Origin of the sequence: Kitasatospora sp. NPDC127060, assembly GCF_042724935.1 — a bacterium.
In the GTDB taxonomy this organism is placed as follows: Bacteria; Actinomycetota; Actinomycetes; order Streptomycetales; family Streptomycetaceae; genus Kitasatospora.
Map to the genome: position 1 here is coordinate 16,044 of NZ_JBHXEG010000029.1, position 17,682 is coordinate 33,725.

The following is a 17,682-nucleotide window of genomic DNA, read 5'->3' on the forward strand; positions in this document are numbered from 1 at the left end:
CGACCCCGCCACGAACGAAGGGGGATTCGACGTGACGGAGTCCGCGGCGGAGTCGGGATACCGGGACCGGGTGCGCGGTGCGCTGCTCGGCGGCGCGATCGGCGACGCACTGGGCTGGCCGGTGGAGTTCCAGCAGCTCCACCAGATCCGGGACCGGTTCGGTCCGCAGGGCGTGACCGCGTTGCCGTCCGGGAGCACCGGGCCGGTGGAGGTCACCGACGACACCCAGATGACGCTGTTCACCGCCGAGGGCCTGATCCGCGGGTTCGTCCGCGGCTGGTCGGGCGGCGGCGGCTCGGTGCCGGAGGCCGTGCACGGCGCCTACCGGCGCTGGCTGCGCACCCAGTACCAGCCCGAGCCGGACGCCGGGCCGCAGCCCCGCCCGTACGACGGCTGGCTGCTCGGCCGGCCGTTCCTGTACGCCCGGCGGGCGCCGGGCAACGCCTGTCTGAGCGGGGTGTCCGAGCACCCGGTGTTCGAGGCGCCGTCCCCGATCGGGAGTCCGGGGCCGATCAACCCCGGCTCCAAGGGCTGCGGTTCGGTGATGCGCGCGGCGCCGTTCGGGCTGGCCCGGCTCGGTGTCGAGCAGTCCTTCGGGCTGGCCGTGCAGTGCGCCCAGCTCACCCACGGGCACCCGACCGGCTACCTCGCGGCCGGCGCCTTCGCGGCGCTGGTCGAGCGGCTGGCGGCCGGGACGGAGCCGTGGGCGGCGGTCGGCGAGACGGTGGAGCAGATCCGCGAACTGCCGAAGTCCAAGGAGACCGTCCAGGCGCTGGCCCGGGCGGTGCGACTGGCCCAGGAGGCCGAGCCCTCGGCGGACACCGTGGAGCGGGTCGGGCTCGGCTGGATCGCCGAGGAGTGCCTGGGCATCGCGGTGCACTCGCTGCTGGCGGCCACCCTCGACCCGGACCCGGTGCGCACCGCGCTGCTGCTGTCGGTGAACCACTCGGGGGACAGCGACTCCACCGGCGCGGTCTGCGGCAACCTGGTCGGGGCCGCGTACGGCGCCTCGGCGCTGCCCGCCGACTGGGCGGGGGCCGTCGAGGGCCGGGCCGAGCTGCTGACGGTCGCGGACGACCTGCTGGTGCTGTTCGGCAGCCGCGACCCGGGCCACCCGGCGCTCGGCGGGCGCTACCCGGCCTGGTAGCTACTTCGCCTGCGGATCGGTGACCTGACCGAGGAACAGCGGCCGCCCGGTGGCGGTGTCCCGGATCAGGAACAGGAACGGCCGGTCGATGTGCAGCTGGGCGGTCTGACGCGGGGACGGCGCCGCCGCCCCGGCGAGCCCGGCGCCGCTGCCGGCCGCCGCGACCGTACCGCCCTCGTCGACCTCGATGGTGGCCTTCTGCACCACCGTGCTGACGGCGAGGGGCTCCTTGGCGATGCCGCCGAAGTCGGCCTTGTCGAAGGCCGCGTGGACGCCGAGCGAGCGCAGCGCGGGGGTGAGCTCGTTGGACGTGTCGAAGTGGAAGCGCGGCAGCTGGAGGTCGACGGGCTGCTCGGCGAGGGCGCCGAGGATCCGGTCCAGCTGTGGCTGGTCCAGCCCCTTGGCGAAGGCCGCGAAGCCGCCCTGCGCGGGGACGATCAGGTCCATCGCCAAGTTGCTACTCGCGTACGGGAGTTCGACGGCCTGCCAGGGCTCGCCGACGATCCCGCCGGAGCCGTCCGCGTATTTGAACCCGCCGGTCTGGCTCATCAGCGGGACGGGCGGGGTGGAGCCGTCGAGCTTGTGGAACGGGCGGTCCTCGGTGTGGGCGGGCTTGAACTCCGAGGCCCACTTCGCCTTGAGGTGGAGCGCGTCGGTGAGGACCAGCCGGGTGTCCGGATTGATCGCCTTCGGGGGGAAGAGGTCCTTGATCCGCCCCTCGGTGGCCTTCTCCACGGCGGCGTTGACCGCCTTGCGGCTGCCGTCCGGGTCCTTCTTGAAGTCGGTCGTGTGCACTCCGGCGTCGAAGGCGGCGGCGAGCGTCGCCAGGTAGTCCGGCTCCACGGGGAAGCCCTGCTGCGTCCAGACCTCGTCGGCCTGGTGCAGGTCGGTGTTGCCGGTCCGCTGGTCGAGTGCCCCGACCGCGAGCGCGTACTGCTTCGGGTCGAGGTCGGTGTGCAGGGCCCTGGCCAGCTCCTCGGCGGTCGCGCCCCGCGCGCCGGGCACCAGCATCCCGAGCACGGTGGCCAGCCCGACGGGCGAGACCACCAGGTTGTGCCCGGCGCCGGCCGGGTCGGCGGTGAGGGTGTGCAGGAGGTCCAGGCCGAAGGCGTCGGTGCTCTTGGCGGTAGCGGCCACCTGGGCCGGATCCACCGCGGGCCGGCCGGCCGGCGCGGAGGACCGCAGTTCGCCGGTGGCGGCGGATCCGGTGCTGCCGCAGCCGCTGAGCAGCGGCGCGGCGAGGGCGGCGGCGAGGAGCAGCGCCGCCGGGCGACGGCGGTGGCTTCCGAGCGTGCTGCGGTTCGTCATGGACCTTCGACGCGGCGCTCCCGCCCCGGGTTCCGCTCAGTCCCAGAGCGCGCCGAACTCCAGCAGTTCGTCCCGGTGCTCGATCCGCTCGACCCACTCCCGGGGCCAGACCGCCTCGCCGTGGTGGGCGCCGGCGAAGGCGCCGGTCAGGCAGGCCAGCGAGTCGGAGTCGCCGCTGGAGTAGGCGGCCCGGCGGACGGCGGCCACCGGGTCGTCGGGCAGCAGCAGGAAGCAGAGCAGCCCGGTGCCGAAGGCCTCCTCGGCGACCCAGCCCTCGCCGGTGGCCAGGCAGGGGTCGGCCTCGACGTCGGGTGCGGCGAGCGCTGCCTCCAGCTGGTCGAGCACCTTGAGGCAGTCGTCCCAGCCCCGGGCGAGGACGGCCTGCGGGGAGGCGCCGTACCAGCGCTCGGCGAGGTCGCCGAGCCAGAACGCGTCGTACCGCTCGCGGCCCGCCAGCGCGTACGCCCGCAGCACCGCGGGCAGCCCGGCGGGCGGGACGCCGTCGGCGAGCTTGCGCACGGCGTACGCGGTGAGGTCGCTGGCGGCGAGCGCGGTCGGGTGGCCGTGGGTGAGCGCGGACTGCAGCTGGGCGGCGCCGGAGAGCTGGCCGGCGTCCAGCTCGCGGATCAGCCCGACCGGGGCGACCCGCATGTTGGCGCCGCAGCCCTTGGAGCCGACGTCGCTGGCCTGCTGCCAGCGGTACACGTCGTGGCTGAGCCGCTCGCAGGCGCGCAGGCAGGTCATGCCGGGGGCGCGGTTGTTCTCCGGGGAGCGCCACCAGTCGACGAACTCCTCGCGGACCGGGCGCTCCAGCCGCAGCGGGGTCAGCGGCCCGCGCGCCAGGGCGGTGCGCAGGCCGCGGGCGAGGGCGAGCGTCATCTGGGTGTCGTCGGTGACCAGCGCCCGCTGCGGCAGCGGGAGCCGCCGCCAGTCCGGGTGGTCGGCGGCGATCCGCTCGACGTCATGGAACTCGGTGAGCCGGCCCATCGCGTCGCCGATCGCCAGCCCCAGCAGTGCCCCCGTCGCCTTGCCCACGGCCTTCTCCCCCTCAGGTCTCAGACTTCGACCAGCAGTTCCTTGAGCCCGCGGATCACGTAGCCCGGGTTCCACTCGGGCTCGCGGACCAGCCGCAGGCCCGGGGCCCGGCGCAGCAGCGTGCCGTAGGACTCGGTGAGTTCCAGTCTGGCAAGCGGGGCGCCCAGGCAGAAGTGGATTCCGGCGCCGAAGGTGATGTGCGGGTTGTCGGTGCGGCCGAGGTCGAGGCGGTCGGGGTCGGCGAAGCGCTCCGGGTCGCGGTTGGCGGAGCCGAAGAGCAGGGCGAGCTCGGCGCCGCGCGGGATCGTGACGCCGCGGACCTCGACGTCGTCCAGCACCCAGCGCTCGAACATCTGCAGCGGGGTGTCCCAGCGCATCAGTTCCTCGACGGCGGTGGGCAGCAGTTCGTCCACCGAGCCGCGCAGCCGGGCGAGTTCGCCGGGGTGGCGGAACAGCGCCCACCAGCCGTTGCCGGTGGTGTTGACGGTCGCCTCGTGGCCGGCGTTGAGCAGCAGCACGCAGGTGGAGACCATCTCCTGCTCGCTGAGCGCGTCGGAGCCCTCCTGGGCCTGGATGAGCGCGCTGATCAGGTCCTCGCCCGGGGCCGCCCGGCGCTCGCGGATGAGGGCGCGCAGGTAGTCGGAGAACTCGGTGCTCGCGGTGACGGCCCGGCGGGCGGTCTCCTCGCTCGGGTTGAGCTCGAACATCCCGGTGATGTCGGCGGACCAGGGGCGCAGCAGGTGCCGGTCGGCCTCCGGCACGCCGAGCATCTCGGCGATCACGGCGACCGGCAGCGGTTCGGCGACGGCGGAGACGAGGTCCCCGCCGCCGGCCGCGAGCAGTCCGTCGACCAGTTCCCCGGCCAGCCGCCGGACGGTGGGGCGCAGCCCCTCGACCATGCGCGGGGTGAAGGCCTTGGAGACCAGCCGGCGGATCCGGGTGTGGTCGGGGGCCTCCAGGTCGAGCAGCCCGTGGTCGTTGAGGGTGTGGAAGGGCTCGTGCGCCGGGTCGGGCTCGGGGCGGCCGAACTCCTGGTGGCTGAACCGGTGGGTGTAGGTGCGGCCGAGCCGCCGGTCGCGCAGCAGGGCGCTGACGTCCTCGTGGCGGGAGACCAGCCACTGGTTCGTCGGCTCGTGGTACGTCACCGGCGCGTGCTCGCGCAGTTCGGCGTACGCGTCGTACGGGTGGGCCACGAACTCCGCCGACCAGGGGTCGAACTTCGCCGTCGTCGTCATCGCTCGATCACTCCAGGCCGTGAGGGGAAGCCGGGAAGATCATCGTATGCATGCGGTACGTCCGTAAAGGGTCCTTACGCCCCTTCGTTACGCCCCCCTTCGTTACGCCCCTTCCGCGACAAGCCTGCGCACCAGCTCCGGCAGCGCGGTGGAGATCGGCTCCCGGATCACCTCGGTCGCGGCCACGTCGTACGGCGTCTCCTCGCCGTTCACGATGATCAGCTTCGCCCCGCTCTTCACCGCGTTGTACGGCAGCCCCGCCACCGGGAACACCTGGAGGCTGGTGCCGACCGCGATGAACAGGTCGCAGGCCCGGACGATCGCGTCGGCCTGGCCGAGCACCTGCTGATCCAGGTTCTCGCCGAACATCACGATCCGCGGCTTGAGGATCCCCCCGCACTCCCGGCAGTCCGGGTCCGGCTCCCCCGCCTCGACCCGCGCCAGCGCCTCCGGCATCGACCCGACCACCCGGCAGCGCAGGCACTGGGTCTCCCGGACGTTGCCGTGCAGTTCGAGCACCTTTCGGTCGGTCAGGCCGGCCCGCTGGTGCAGCCCGTCGATGTTCTGGGTGAGCACCCGCACCGGCAGCCCGGAGCGCTCCAGGTCGACCAGCGCCCGGTGCCCGGCGTTCGGCTCGGCGGCCGACGCGCCGATGTCCAGCCGCATCCGCCAGGCCCGCCGACGCACCGCGGGGTCGTCCCGGTACGGGCCGATGGTGACCAGTTCCTCGGCCGACGGGTCCTTGCGCCAGAGCCCCTGCGGGCCGCGGTAGTCGGGGATGCCGGAGTCCGTCGAGATGCCCGCGCCGGTGAGCACGGCGATCAGGGGGCGCTTCGCGTTCATACCCCGGACGGTACGGGCGCCGGGCGGCCCGGGCCACCGAAAATCCGGATGCGCCCGGCCAACTCCCGCCGCACACTGGGCCGGTCACGCACCGTCGCCACGAAGGAGCCCCGTGCAGGGAGCAGTCAGCGTCTCGCCCGTCCAGGTCCCCGAGCTGCTGCTCGGCCTGGCCACCGTCCGCCCGGTGTTCCTCTGGGGCGCCCCCGGGATCGGGAAGTCCTCCCTGGTCAGGGCGTTCGCCGAGTCGCTCGGTCTGGAGTGCGTGAGCCTGGTCGGCACCCAGCTCGCCCCGGAGGACCTGATCGGCGTCCCCCAGCTCACCCCCGAGGGCCGCTCCCGGTTCTGCCCGCCCGAGCAGATCGCCCGCGACGAGCCGTACTGCCTGTTCCTGGACGAGCTGAACGCGGCCTCGCCGGACGTCCAGAAGGCCTTCTACTCGCTGATCCTGGACCGCCGGATCGGCTCCTACGAGCTGCCGCCCGGCTCCATCGTGATCGGTGCCGGGAACCGCGCCACCGACGGCGCGCTCGCCCGGCCGATGGCGTCCGCGCTGGTCAACCGCATGGTCCACGTCCATCTGCGGGCCAGCGCCGAGGACTGGCTGCGCTGGGCGGCCGACGCCGGCATCCACCCCTGGATCCTCGACCACCTCACCGACCGGCCCGACCACCTGTGGTCCGCCCCGCCCAAGACCGAGGAGCCGTTCTCCACCCCGCGCGCCTGGCACATGCTCTCCGACGCGCTGCACTCCTTCGGCCCCACCCTGGACGAGGGGACCCTCAAGGTGGTCGCGTACGGGCTGCTCAGCCCGCAGCACGCGATCGCCTTCTGCGGCTACGCGAAGATCGTCCGCAACTCCTACGGCCTGGAGGCCATCCTCAAGGGCGACGCCCGCTGGCCGCACCGGCTGGAGGACCGCGACCTGCTCTACTACCTGGCCGACGCCTTCCGCGGCCGGCTGGTCAAGGAGCTGCCCGCCGGAAAGGAACACGCCTCCGGGGCGCAGCGGCAGACCGCCTTCCGGGCCAAGTCGCTGCTGGTGCAGCTGGCCGAGATCTCGGTGGAGGTCGCCCAGACGGTGATCGCCGACGGCTCGGACGGCAACCCGGTGCTGCCCTCCTGGTTCCTGATCGAGGCCGCCCGGGACATGCCCCGGCTGGTCGAGGCCCGCCGGTGAAGCGCGCCCAGGCCGCCGCGAAGAAGCCCGACCCCGGCACCGAGGCCTTCGACGAGGGCGTCCGGCTACTGCGCCGCAACCCGGCCCTCGCCGCGCTGCGGGCCGACGTCTGCCGCACCGAGGAGTGCACCACCGCCCCGCCGGACGGCTGGGCGGTGGTCGACTCCAACGGCACCCTGCACGTCAACCGGCGCCGCCGGGCCGAACCCGAGGAGTGGGCCTGGGTGCTGGCGCACTGCCTGCTGCACCTGGGCTTCGGCCACCTCCCGGGCGCCCGCGGCAACCGCCCCCAGCCCGACGCCTACCAGGCCGCCGCCCGCTGCGCGGTGGTCAACCGCTTCCTCGCCACCTTCCCGGTCGGCCGCGCCCCGGTCCCGCTCCCGCAGGAGTACCCGGGCGGCGACGAGGAGGAGCTGGCCGCCCGCTGGCGCGGCGACGGCCTGCCCGCGCTCGACGCCGCCGGGGCGGCCGGCACCGCCGAGCGCGACCAGCTGCTGGTCGAGTGGCACGGCCACGGCCAGGCCCGCGAGGACTGGCCGACGGCCTTCGCGGCCGCCCTCACCCGCACCATGTCCGCCGCGATGGACCGGGCCGGCGGCCGGATCGACGCCGCCACCGGGGAACGCCTGCCCGAGCGGCCCTGGAACCGGGCGCTCAACTGGTTCGTCTCCTCGTACCCGCTGCTCGGCGGCATCGCGGCCGGCCTCACCGTGGTGGCCGACGCCGAACTCGCCCGGGCCCACGACATCGCCGTGGCCGCCGTCAACGCCGAGGTGGGCGAGATCTACGTCAACCCGCTGCGCCACTACGGCGACGAGGAGTGGCGGTTCATCCTCGGCCACGAGATCCTGCACGCCGCCCTGCGGCACGGCGAGCGCCGCGGCGGGCGGGACCCGTTCCTGTTCAACGTCGCCGCCGACTACGTCATCAACGGCTGGCTGCTGGAGATGGGCGTCGGCGAGATGCCCGACGGGCTGCTGCACGACCCGCAGTTGAAGGGCCTGTCGGCCGAGGAGGTGTACGACCGGATCGCCCGCGACCAGCGCCGGATCCGCCGCCTCGCCACCCTGGCCGGGAAGAACCGCCCGGACGTCCTCGGCGAGCCGTTGGGAACGCCCCGGGACTACGTGGACCTGGACGACTTCTACCGGCGCGGCCTCCAGCAGGGCTTCGAACTGCACCAGCGCGGACGCGGCCTGCTCCCGGCCGGCCTGGTCGAGGAGATCCGCGCACTCGCCCACCCGCCGCTCCCCTGGGACGCCCTACTGGCCCGCTGGTTCGACGAGTTCGTGCCGCGTCCGGAGCCGGTGCGCAGCTACTCCCGCCCCGCCCGTCGGCAGTCCGCCACCCCGGACATCCCCCGGGCCGGCCGCTACCACCCCGAGGAGGAGGTGCCGCGCTGCACCTTCGGGGTCGTCCTGGACACCTCGGGCTCGATGGACCGCACGCTGCTCGGCAAGGCGCTCGGCGCGATCGCCTCCTACGCCGCCGCCCGGGACGTCCCGGCCGCCCGGGTGGTGCACTGCGACGCCGCCCCGCACGACGCCGGGTACCTCCCGGTCGAGGAGATCGCCGGACGGCTGCGGGTGCACGGGCGCGGCGGCACCGTCCTCCAACCCGGCATCGACCTGCTGGAGCGGGCCGAGGACTTCCCGCCCGGGGCGCCCGTCCTGGTGATCACCGACGGCGAGTGCGACGTGCTGCGGCTGCGCCGCGAGCACGCCTTCCTCGTCCCGCGCGGAGCCGGCCTGCCGTTCACCCCGCGCGGGCCGGTCTTCCGGATGAGCTAGGGCGGGCCGGTCTTCCGGACGAGCGCGGGGATCCGCCGGGCAGTCGGCTAGGCCAGCGCCGTACGGGGCGCCACGCAGGGCCGGACCAGCGGGGACAGCGCCACCAGGTAGCAGGCGGCGGCCAGCGGGATGAAGGCCAGGTCGGCGCCGCTGGCGACGGTGCCCACCAGCATCAGCACCGGGCTCCACCAGCGCAGCGCCCGCCCCGCGCCCGCCGAGGCCGCGACCAGCAGCGCCAGCAGGCCGACGTAGAACAGCACCGGGCCGACCTGGTAGACGGCCGGGAGCGCCCCGGGGACGTCCTGCACCCGCTGGAACAGCCGATCCTGCTCGGCCTTGTCCGCCGCGGCCAGGCCGACGCACAGGTCGATCCCGATCTGCACCAGCGAGGCCGCCAGGCCCGCGAACGCCGTCCCCAGCGCGGCGTTGGCGGCCAGCCGACCGGCGGTGGTGCCGCGCGGGGCGAGCAGCCGGCGCAGGGCCAGCAGCACCGGGGCGAACAGCAGCAGGCCGGCGAACATCGCGGTGTGCCCGGCGGTCCAGCCGAGGCCGGGCTCGCGGGAGCCCGGGACCAGGCGGATGCCGCCGTAGAGGGCCATCAGGGCGGGGGCACCGACGACGGCGTAGGCGGTGAGGCGGGTGTTCCAGGTGGCGTTCATCTGACGATCTCCTGCGGTGTCCGGGGTCCGTTCCGACACCCCAGAGCCTCCCGGCCGGGCCCCTCGTCGCGGATCGCCCGCACCGGCGAACCCGCCCCCTCCCCCTCAGGAGGGAGTCGCTCAGGACTCCCCCGCCACCACCGCCCCGGCCTCGTACGCGAACACCACCGCGTGCACCCGGTCGCGCAGCCCGAGCTTGCTCAGCACATTGCTGACGTGGGTCTTCACGGTGTGCTCGCTGACCACCAGCTCGGCCGCGATCTCCGCGTTGGACAGCCCGCGCGCGATCAGCCGCAGCGTCTCCTGCTCGCGCACCGTCAGCTGCTCCAGCAGCTTGGACGGCGGCCGCACCGCCCGCTCCCGGCCACCCGGCCGGCGGGCGGCGAACTCGCCGATCAGCCGCCTGGTCACCGAGGGCGCGAGCAGCGCCTCCCCCGAGGCCACCATCCGCACCCCGTGCGCCAGGTCGTCCCGCCGGACGTCCTTCAGCAGGAAGCCGCTGGCGCCCGCGTACAGCGCGTCGAAGACGTAGTCGTCCACGTCGAAGGTGGTCAGCATGATCACCTTGGTGGCCGGGAACTCCGCGCACACCCGGCGGGCCGCCTCCAGGCCGTCCATCACCGGCATCCGGACGTCCAGCAGCAGCACGTCCGGGGTGTGCGCGCGCACCGCCTCGACGGCCTCGGCGCCGTCGCAGGCCTCGGCCACCACCTCGATGTCCGGCTGGGCGTCCAGGATCATCCCGAACCCGGCACGCACCAGCTCCTGGTCGTCCGCGACCACCACCCGTATCGGCGTCATCCGCCCACCCTCTCCACCACGCCCGCCGGCCCCAGCGGCAGCCGGGCACTCACCAGGAAACCCCTGCCCTCCGGCCCCGGACCGGCCTCGGCCCGGCCGCCGCAGGCCGTCGCCCGCTCGCGGATGCCGACCAGCCCGCGCCCACCGGACCAGCCGGCCACCAGACGGCCGGCGGTCAGCGGTACCCCGCGGCCGTTGTCGGAGACCACCACCTCCAGCACCTCGCCGGTGCACCGCACCCGGATCGCGACCCGGTCGGCCCCGGAGTGCTTGACGGTGTTGGTCAGCGCCTCCTGCACGATCCGGAACGCGGCCGCCTCCACGTCCACCGGCAACCCGGCCGGCCCGTCGGCGAGTTCGAGGTCCACCCGCAGGCCGGCCTGGCGCACCCGCTCGGCCACGTCGGCGAGTTCGGCCAGTCGGGGCTGCGGCGCCAGCTCCCGCTCGGCGTCCGGGTCCTTCAGCACCCCGAGCACCCGGCGCAGTTGGACCATCGCGTCGCGGCCGGCGTCGGCGATGGTGTCGAAGGCGCGGATCGCCCGGTCCGGGTTGTCGCGCACCACCAGCGGCCCGGCCTCGGCCTGGATGACCATCAGCGACACCGCGTGCGCCAGGATGTCGTGCATCTCCCGGGCGATCCGGGCCCGCTCCTCGGCCACCGCCCGCGCCGCGTCACTGGCCGCCCGCACCCCGGCCTCCCGCGCCCGCTCCGCCTGCATCAGGGCCAGCTCCCGCTGGGTGCGCACCAGGGCGCCGAAGACGAAGGAGCCGCCCGAGGTGAGCACGCTGAACAGCGCGCCGTTCGGCGAGTGGGTGCCGATCACGTTGGCGACCACCACCACCGCCAGCACCGGCCAGCGCTGCCGGTCCGGGAAGCGCTCCGCCACCGTGTACATCCCGATCACCGCGTACAGCGGCACCTGCGGGTTCGCCGAGTGCGCCACCACCGACAGCACCAGCGAGGGCGCGCTGCCGAGGATCAGCAGGGCCAGCGTGGCCCGGCGCCGCCAGGGCAGGAACAGCGCGGTGGACGCCGCCAGCAGGTACACCCACCAGGGCCAGTCCGTGTCGTCGTTGTAGACCGACCAGAGCGACACCCCCGCCGAGCAGACCGCCAGGAAGGTGTCCAGCACGTACGGGCTCAGCCCGGCCGTGCGGCTCCGCCAACGCGCCGCGTGCTCCACCGTCGTACCTCCCCCGTACCCGGGGAACCCGCCCCCGCGGAGAAGATCATGCCCTACCGGCAGAACGTCCGGCACCGCCCGGTCAGACACCGCTGACCGTCACACCGCCGGTCTCCGCCCGGGCGGTGATGGTGTGCGCCGCGCCCGGCTGCGAGGGGACGCCCACGTCCGTGCCGCCCTCCCGCGCCTCGGCGGTCACCGCGTACGCCGCCCCGGACGGCACCGCCAGCCGCACCCCGCCGTTGCCGACCCGGGCGTCCAGCGCGGTCGGCGCCGCCGCGAAGTCGGCCCGCACCCCGCCGTTGGTGGCGCTCAGGCGCGCCGTCGGGGAGGTCAGGCCGGTCGCCTCGACCCCGCCGTTCTCCACCGCGGCGTCCACCTCGGCGGCCAGCCCGGCCAGCCGCACCCCGCCGTTCTCCTCCTTGATCCGCACCTTGGTGCCGGCCGGCACCCGCACGGTGTAACCGACCCCGCAGGAGTCGCAGCTGTACGCGAGCCGCAGCACGCCGTCCTTCACCTCGTGGGTGGTCCTCGGCGCGCTCCCCCGGTAGCTCTGCCGCTCGACGACCTGCACCGAGTCCCCGGCGCCGGTGACCTCCACGCCACCGTTCTCCGCCTCGACCACCAGCTCCTTGACCTGCTCGGCCACCCCGTAACTCACCGTCCGGTGCTCGTCCGACTCCCAGAATGGCAGGCACCCCTGCATCCCCAGCACCACCGCCGCCGTGATCGCCACCGCGCCCAGTACCCGCTTCATGTCCGGCCCCCTTCGTCAGCCCCGTCATCCCGACACCGAGAACCCTGCCGCGACCACCCCTCGTCGCACCTCCCCCGCCGGAGCGGTTCGCCCGGCTCCCCCACGCGGGGGATGACGGGCAATTCACGGATTCACCGGCGCGGACGCCGCTGCGCCGGTAGCTTGTTTGCCCGCGCTCAACCCTCCCGGCCCGCCCCTCCCGGCCCCGGGCCCGAGCGCGCCGAGGCGAGGACGACGAGGGCTGATCAGCAATGGCCAACACGCCGCCGGGCGGACCGGGCACCGCCACCGGCCACGGCCTCGACGACCGGGTGCCGTTCCTGGCCCGGCTCGACCACGCCGACCGCACCGCCCTGCTCGCCCTCGGCCACCGGCTCGCCTACCCCGCGCGCTCCACCGCCCTGCGCGAGGGCGAGCCCTCAGACCACGTCCTGCTCGTCCTGCACGGCTGGCTCAAGGTGACCGCCCTCGCCGAGAACGGGTACGAGGCCCTGCTCGCCCTGCGCGGACCGGGCGACATCGTCGGCGAATCCGCCGCCCTCAGCGGCCGGCCCCGGGCCGCCACCGTCACCGCGCTGGAACAGGTCGAGGCCGCCGCCGTCGACCGCGCCGCCTTCACCGCCTACCTCCAACGCACCCCCGCCGCCTCGATGCAGCTGCTCGCCCTCGCCACCGACCGGCTGCGCGCCGCCGACCACCACCGGCTCAAGTTCGCCTCGCTCAGCGTCAGCGAACGGCTCGCCGACCTCCTGCTGGAACTCGCCCGCACCCACGGCCGCCGCACCGCCGAGGGCATCGTGGTCTCCGTCCCGCTCAGCCAGCAGGAACTGGCCGGCTCCGTCGGCGCCTCCCGGGAGGCCGTCGCCCGGCTGCTCAAGTCCCTGCGGGAGCGCGGCATCGTCGCCACCAGCCGCCGCTCCCTGGTCATCGCGCGCCCCGACCTGCTCCGGAGGCCCGGTCAACTCCGCTGATCCGCACAGGGGTTCTGTGCACACCGTCACAGAGCGAGTACCTCAACGGCGCTCACACCAGGACGCCCGCAACGGGCAGGCTGAGCCGCGACGACGAACCGAGAGGCGACCATGACCGACCCGGTGAACCACACCATCCTGCTGCTGGACATCGAGCAGTTCGGCAGGCGGGACGACGTCGAGCAGGCCTTCATGCGCCGCATGCTCTACTCCGTCCTGCACGAGACGCTGCGCAGCGCCGGGGTCGAACCCGCCGAACAGCGCCTGGAGGACCGTGGCGACTCCGTGATGGCCCTGATCAGCCCCACCGTCCCCAAAGCCCGGCTGCTGCACGCACTGATCAACGAGACCCCCACCCTGCTGCACGCCAACAACCGCCTCGCCGCCGACAGCGCCCGGGTACGGCTGCGGATCGTGCTCGCCTCCGGCGAGGTCGCCGTCCAGGAACTCGGCGGAGCCCTCGGCGGCGCCGTCGGCTGGGACCTCAACCAGGCCTTCCGGCTGCTCGACTCGACCGCCCTGCGGGAGGCACTGCGCCACCGGGACGGGCCCTGCGTCCTCGCCGTCTCCGAGGCGCTCTACCAGGGCATCGTCCGGCACGGCCACGGCGGACTGGCCCCGGAGGCGTTCCACCGGGTCACCGTCCAGGGCAAGGAGGGCGACTTCCCGGCCTGGCTGCACGGCGAACCCGCGCCCACCACCGACCCCGGCACCTACGGCGCCGCCCCGATCGCCCACGCCGCGCCCGTCCCGGCCGCCGCCCCGGCTCCCCAGGCCGCCCAGCAGGCCGCCACCTTCCAGTTCCTCGGCGGCACCCCCACCTTCGGCGGCAACCTGATCGGCGGTGACCAGCACATCGTCTCCGGCGGCGAGGTCCACGGCGACGTCAACACCGGCAACACCGTCGGCGGTGACCGGTGACGGCCACCCCGGAGGCGGACGCCGTCTCCGACCAGGACGAGCTCCAGGAGGCCCCGCCCGAGCAGCCCCAGAACGCCTTCGAGGCGGTCCAGGAGCTGCTGGAGCACGTCCCGGACGGCTTCGCCGGCCGCAACTACCTCTTCGCCGGCGGCAACCCCGGCTTCGGCGGCGACCTCGTCGGCGGGGACCGGCACACCGTCTCCGGCGGCCAGGTCCACGGCGACGTCGTCACCGGCCCCAAGACCACGGTCTACCAGTTCGGCTCCGCCCTCGGCGCACCGCTGCACGCCTCCGGGGAGGTACCGGCGGAGGAAATCGCCGCGTTGGTCAAGGTCTTCTACGGCGGGCTGCTCTTCGAGCAGACTGTCAAAAAACTACGCGAACAGCGGCTTCTGATCCTCACCGGCCGAGCCGGCACCGGGCGCCGCTCCGCCGGACTGATGCTGTTGGCCTGGCTGGGCATCCGCCGGATCCGCAACCTCGACCCCGATGTCTCCCCTGCGGCCCTGCTCACCGGCGTCGAACAGGCCAAGGGCTACCTCCTCGCCGACTACGCCACCTCCCGCACCCGCCCGCTGCGCCAACCGGATCTCGACCGCCTCCACGAGACCCTCACCAAGCAGAACAGCTACCTGGTCATCACCACCGTCCGCTCTCCGGCGATGCGCGAACTGCCCACTGTCAGCTGGGAGCCGCCCGAGCCCCGCGCAGTGCTCGCCGAACACCTTGGCACCTTGCTGGAGTCCCAACCGGCCGAACGGCTCGAAGAGTTGCTCACCCTGGCCCCCGTCCGGGAGTTCCTGACGCGAGCCCGGCCGATGCGGGAGCTGGCCGAGTTCGCCGTCAAGCTGGCCCAGTACTCGCCGGAAACGGGCAACCTCTCGGACCTCACCAAGTTCGGTCACAGCATCGTCCAGGAGCAGGTCGGCCGCTGGTTCGGCAGCGATGAACTCCCCCTCCGCGACAAGGCCTTCCTGATCTCCCTGGCCGTCTTCGACCACGCCCCCTACACCCTCGCCGCCGAATCCGCCGACAAGCTGTTCCGCCGCCTGGAGACGATCCGCACCGCCGGGGAGCCCGACGGCATCCCGCCCTTCGGCAGCTCGATCGAGGACCGCCTGACCCTCGCCCGCGCCGAACTCACCGAGGAGACCGAACAGACCCCCTGGGGCCCGGTCCCCCAGCGGATGGCCTCCTTCCTGGACCCCCGCACCTCCCCCACCCTGCTGCGCGAGGTCTGGACGAGCCACCCCTCGGCCCGCCCCGCGATCACCGGCTGGCTGAACGCCCTGGCCACCGACTCCCGCGCGCTGGTGCGGACCCGGGTGGCCTCCACCACCGCCCTGCTGGCCTCCGTCGACCTCTCCGCCACCATGAGCGGCCTGCTCGGCCCCTGGTCCGGCGCCAAGGACTTCCGGCTCTGCCTCCAGGCCGCCAACAGCCTCGCCCTCGCCTACCACGCGGGCACCGCCGCCGTCCCGCGCATCCTGCGCGGCTGGGCCGGCGACGACAGCGCCCGCCGTCGCTGGACGGCGATCCGCTGCTACGCCCTGCTCGGCCCGCTGCTGCCGGCCCAGGCCCTGGAGGCCTTCGCACTGGCCGCCGAGCGTCTGAGCACCGAGGAGCTGGACCAGCTCGCCGCCAGGTTCCAGCCCGGTACGCACCCGCCGGAGCAGCCCGACCGCTTCCAGGTGCTCGGCCTGCTGGAAGCCGCCGAACTCCTGCTGCTCTCCGCCGAGGCCGAGCAGGCCCTGCGCGCCCTGGTCCGCTGGCTCTCCGAGTCGGGCCAGCTGCGGCAGCTGGCCCTGGCCACCTTCCTGACCGCCGCGCAGCGCACCGAGGACACCGCGGTCGGCAGCCCGCTGCTGCTCGACTGGTACGCCCGCAGCCCGAGCCCCGAGCCGGGGGGCGTACTGAGCGTCACGGTGCTGCCCGCGCCCGACGAGCCCGTGCCGGTCCGTTCGCTGCTGGTCACCCTGTGGCGTACGGCACTCGACGACCGCCGCTACCGCGACGCCGCCCTGGGCGTGCTGCGCGGCTGGCTGATCGGTGCCACCGACCAGCCGGAGACCACCGCACGGCTCACCGAACTGTTCGACGACCTGGCCGTCACCGAGCGCGACCGCCAGCGGCTGGACCACCTGGTCCGCACCGTCCGTGGCGGCCCGACCGGCGGCCCGGCGGCACCGGCCCTGCCCGGCGGCTGAGACCGCACCACCCGAACCGACGACCCGTCCCGATCCTGGAGCACCCGCGCATGTCGGCACGACACCGCCCAGACCTCCCCGCCGGCGACCTCATCGACCCGGTCCTGAAGGTCCACCCGCTGGGCCGCGCGCTCGGCCTGCCCAAGCGGCCGGACGCCCGGGCCGACTCCGCCCTGGTCCTGACCACCCCGTCCGGTGAGCACCAGGTCTTCCTGCCGCCGCACCGCCCGGGCTTCAGCGATCTGGTCGGCCGCGGCTACCAGGCCGCGTTCGAGGTCGACCTCGGCCTGCACCACCTGCGGATGACGGAGCGGCTGCCCGGCCGGGACGACGTCGGCGCCTTCGAGGCCGTGGTGGAGGTCGACTGGCAGGTCACGGCCCCGGAGCTGGTGGTGGCCAGCCGGATCGGTGACGTCCCGGCCCTGCTCGTCCCCCGCGTCCGGCAGCGGATGCGGGCGGTCACCCGCGGCCTCACCACCGACCGGAGCGCGGAGGCCGAGTCCGCCGTCCAGCAGGCACTGGACGAGTACCCGGTGGCCGAGGCCGAGGGCCTACGGGTGCGCTGCGCCGTCCAGTTGGACCTCGACCAGGCCGCCCGCGACCAGAAGGAGCGGCTGCGCGGCTACCACTTCGACACCCAGGCCCACCCGCACGCCCTCCGGCAGGTCCAGGAGGCCAACGAGGTCCTCGCCGCGAAGGCGAAGTTCTACCAGTACCACCTGGAGCAGGGCGGGGTGACCGCCTGGGCCCTCCAGGTGGCCGCCCACCCCGAGGACCTGCCGCGGGCGCTCGGTTACCTCAAGGACGAGCAGCAGGAGCTGGTCCAGGGCCAGCTCCACCTGATCCAGCGACTGCTCGACCAGAACGCCCTGGAGGACTTCGAGTTGGACGGCCCGCGGCAGGACGCGAAGGCCGCGCTCGAAGCGATCCTGCGCCACCGGCCCGCCGGCCCGGACGCGCCCCGGCTCGACAAGGGCCCCAATCCTCCGCCGGCGCCCTGAAGTCGCCGTGAAGTCGCCGTGAAGTCGCCGTGAAGTCGCCGTGAAGTCGCCGTAGCCCGAGGAGGCCCACCGTGTCCGCCCCGCCCGCCCCCGGCCCGCCACCGCCACCGCCACCGCCCGGTACCGCCCTGCTCGCCGAGCTGCGCACCGAGATCGCCCGCGCGGACAGCAAGGCCGCCGTGCTGGTCGCCGCCCTCGGCGTCATCGTCGGGGTACTCGGCGGCCTGCTCACCGGCAACGGCTGGGCGCCGCAGCAGCTCTCCGGCGCCGCCGCGGTGCTGCTGGCCCTCGGCGGCCTGGGCATCGCCGTCTCGCTGGTCTCGCTGCTGTTCGCGGTACTGCCCCGCTTCCGGCGCAGCACCTGGCGCCCGGGCCGCCCGCTCGGCTACTTCGGGGACATCCGGCTGGCCGCCGAACAGGGGCTGCTCGCCGACGCCCTGGCCGACACCGAGGCCTTGGCCGCCGAGGCCGTCCGCGCCGCGCTCGCGGAGAACAGTCTGATCGTCTCGCGGAAGCACTCCTGGGTACGGGTCGGCGTCCTCGCCTTCGGCGTCGGCCTGTTCCCGCTGGTCACCGCCCTGTTCCTGGGCTGACCCGGCTCCCTCACACCCGTCCACCACCGTACGGACGCCGCTGCCGCGCGCGT

Annotated in this window: 16 protein-coding genes; 8 read left to right on the top strand and 8 right to left on the bottom strand. The window is 74.4% G+C overall.

Annotated features, from left to right (window positions below):
- The first annotated feature begins 31 nt into the window (after positions 1-31).
- Positions 32-1,147 (top strand): ADP-ribosylglycohydrolase family protein, encoded by a 1,116-nt coding sequence (locus ACFWIS_RS18045; protein ID WP_380459374.1) that lies wholly within the window; start codon positions 32-34, stop codon positions 1,145-1,147.
- On the opposite strand, the gene ACFWIS_RS18050 is transcribed toward ACFWIS_RS18045, so the two are convergent.
- The 4 genes from ACFWIS_RS18050 to ACFWIS_RS18065 all read right to left on the bottom strand — a co-directional run bounded on the left by ACFWIS_RS18050 (position 1,148) and on the right by ACFWIS_RS18065 (position 5,568).
- Positions 1,148-2,455 (bottom strand): serpin family protein, encoded by a 1,308-nt coding sequence (locus ACFWIS_RS18050; RefSeq protein ID WP_380459376.1) that lies wholly within the window; start codon positions 2,453-2,455, stop codon positions 1,148-1,150. It abuts the gene before it with no gap.
- A 36-nt stretch (positions 2,456-2,491) separates the two neighbouring features.
- On the bottom strand, positions 2,492-3,490 hold the full coding sequence (locus ACFWIS_RS18055) for an ADP-ribosylglycohydrolase family protein (protein ID WP_380459378.1): 999 nt from the start codon (positions 3,488-3,490) through the stop codon (positions 2,492-2,494).
- A 20-nt stretch (positions 3,491-3,510) separates the two neighbouring features.
- The gene (locus tag ACFWIS_RS18060) at positions 3,511-4,725 is read right to left on the bottom strand and encodes a cytochrome P450 (protein WP_380459381.1); all 1,215 of its coding nucleotides are present in this window, start codon (positions 4,723-4,725) and stop codon (positions 3,511-3,513) included.
- A 102-nt stretch (positions 4,726-4,827) separates the two neighbouring features.
- Entirely contained in the window at positions 4,828-5,568 is a 741-nt protein-coding gene (locus ACFWIS_RS18065; protein WP_380459383.1) for an NAD-dependent deacetylase, read from the bottom strand.
- Positions 5,569-5,680: 112 nt separating this feature from the next.
- On the opposite strand from ACFWIS_RS18065, the gene ACFWIS_RS18070 reads away from it, so the two are divergent.
- Entirely contained in the window at positions 5,681-6,745 is a 1,065-nt protein-coding gene (locus ACFWIS_RS18070; RefSeq protein ID WP_380459386.1) for an ATP-binding protein, read from the top strand.
- Positions 6,742-8,535 (top strand): hypothetical protein, encoded by a 1,794-nt coding sequence (locus tag ACFWIS_RS18075; RefSeq protein WP_380459388.1) that lies wholly within the window; start codon positions 6,742-6,744, stop codon positions 8,533-8,535. The genes ACFWIS_RS18070 and ACFWIS_RS18075 overlap by 4 nt, the downstream gene beginning before the upstream one ends.
- Positions 8,536-8,582: 47 nt before the next feature.
- Here the strand turns inward: ACFWIS_RS18075 and ACFWIS_RS18080 are convergent, their stop codons facing one another.
- The 4 genes from ACFWIS_RS18080 to ACFWIS_RS18095 form a co-directional block, all read right to left on the bottom strand.
- The gene (locus ACFWIS_RS18080; protein ID WP_380459390.1) at positions 8,583-9,194 is read right to left on the bottom strand and encodes a hypothetical protein; all 612 of its coding nucleotides are present in this window, start codon (positions 9,192-9,194) and stop codon (positions 8,583-8,585) included.
- 120 nt (positions 9,195-9,314) lie between these two features.
- Positions 9,315-9,995, bottom strand: coding sequence for a response regulator (locus ACFWIS_RS18085; RefSeq protein WP_380459393.1), 681 nt, complete (start codon positions 9,993-9,995; stop codon positions 9,315-9,317).
- Positions 9,992-11,179 carry a sensor histidine kinase gene (locus ACFWIS_RS18090; RefSeq protein WP_380459395.1) on the bottom strand — a complete coding sequence of 396 codons (1,188 nt, stop codon included), beginning with the start codon at positions 11,177-11,179 and terminating at the stop codon, positions 9,992-9,994. The genes ACFWIS_RS18085 and ACFWIS_RS18090 overlap by 4 nt, the downstream gene beginning before the upstream one ends.
- A gap of 82 nt (positions 11,180-11,261) precedes the next feature.
- Positions 11,262-11,936 carry a DUF4097 family beta strand repeat-containing protein gene (locus ACFWIS_RS18095; protein WP_380459397.1) on the bottom strand — a complete coding sequence of 225 codons (675 nt, stop codon included), beginning with the start codon at positions 11,934-11,936 and terminating at the stop codon, positions 11,262-11,264.
- A 251-nt stretch (positions 11,937-12,187) separates the two neighbouring features.
- Here ACFWIS_RS18095 and ACFWIS_RS18100 point away from each other — a divergent pair, with 251 nt between their 5' ends.
- The 5 genes from ACFWIS_RS18100 to ACFWIS_RS18120 all read left to right on the top strand — a co-directional run bounded on the left by ACFWIS_RS18100 (position 12,188) and on the right by ACFWIS_RS18120 (position 17,629).
- Positions 12,188-12,907: a Crp/Fnr family transcriptional regulator gene (locus tag ACFWIS_RS18100; protein ID WP_380459400.1), complete on the top strand. Its 720-nt coding sequence runs from the start codon at positions 12,188-12,190 to the stop codon at positions 12,905-12,907.
- 111 nt (positions 12,908-13,018) lie between these two features.
- Positions 13,019-13,828: a hypothetical protein gene (locus tag ACFWIS_RS18105; protein WP_380459403.1), complete on the top strand. Its 810-nt coding sequence runs from the start codon at positions 13,019-13,021 to the stop codon at positions 13,826-13,828.
- Positions 13,825-16,035, top strand: coding sequence for a hypothetical protein (locus ACFWIS_RS18110; RefSeq protein WP_380459406.1), 2,211 nt, complete (start codon positions 13,825-13,827; stop codon positions 16,033-16,035). Before ACFWIS_RS18105 ends, ACFWIS_RS18110 begins: the two co-directional genes overlap by 4 nt.
- Before the next feature lie 50 nt (positions 16,036-16,085).
- Positions 16,086-17,036 carry a hypothetical protein gene (locus ACFWIS_RS18115; protein WP_380459409.1) on the top strand — a complete coding sequence of 317 codons (951 nt, stop codon included), beginning with the start codon at positions 16,086-16,088 and terminating at the stop codon, positions 17,034-17,036.
- Positions 17,037-17,107: 71 nt separating this feature from the next.
- A complete protein-coding gene (locus tag ACFWIS_RS18120) occupies positions 17,108-17,629 on the top strand; it encodes a Pycsar system effector family protein (protein WP_380459411.1) in 522 nt (173 codons plus the stop codon).
- Positions 17,630-17,682: the final 53 nt, after the last annotated feature.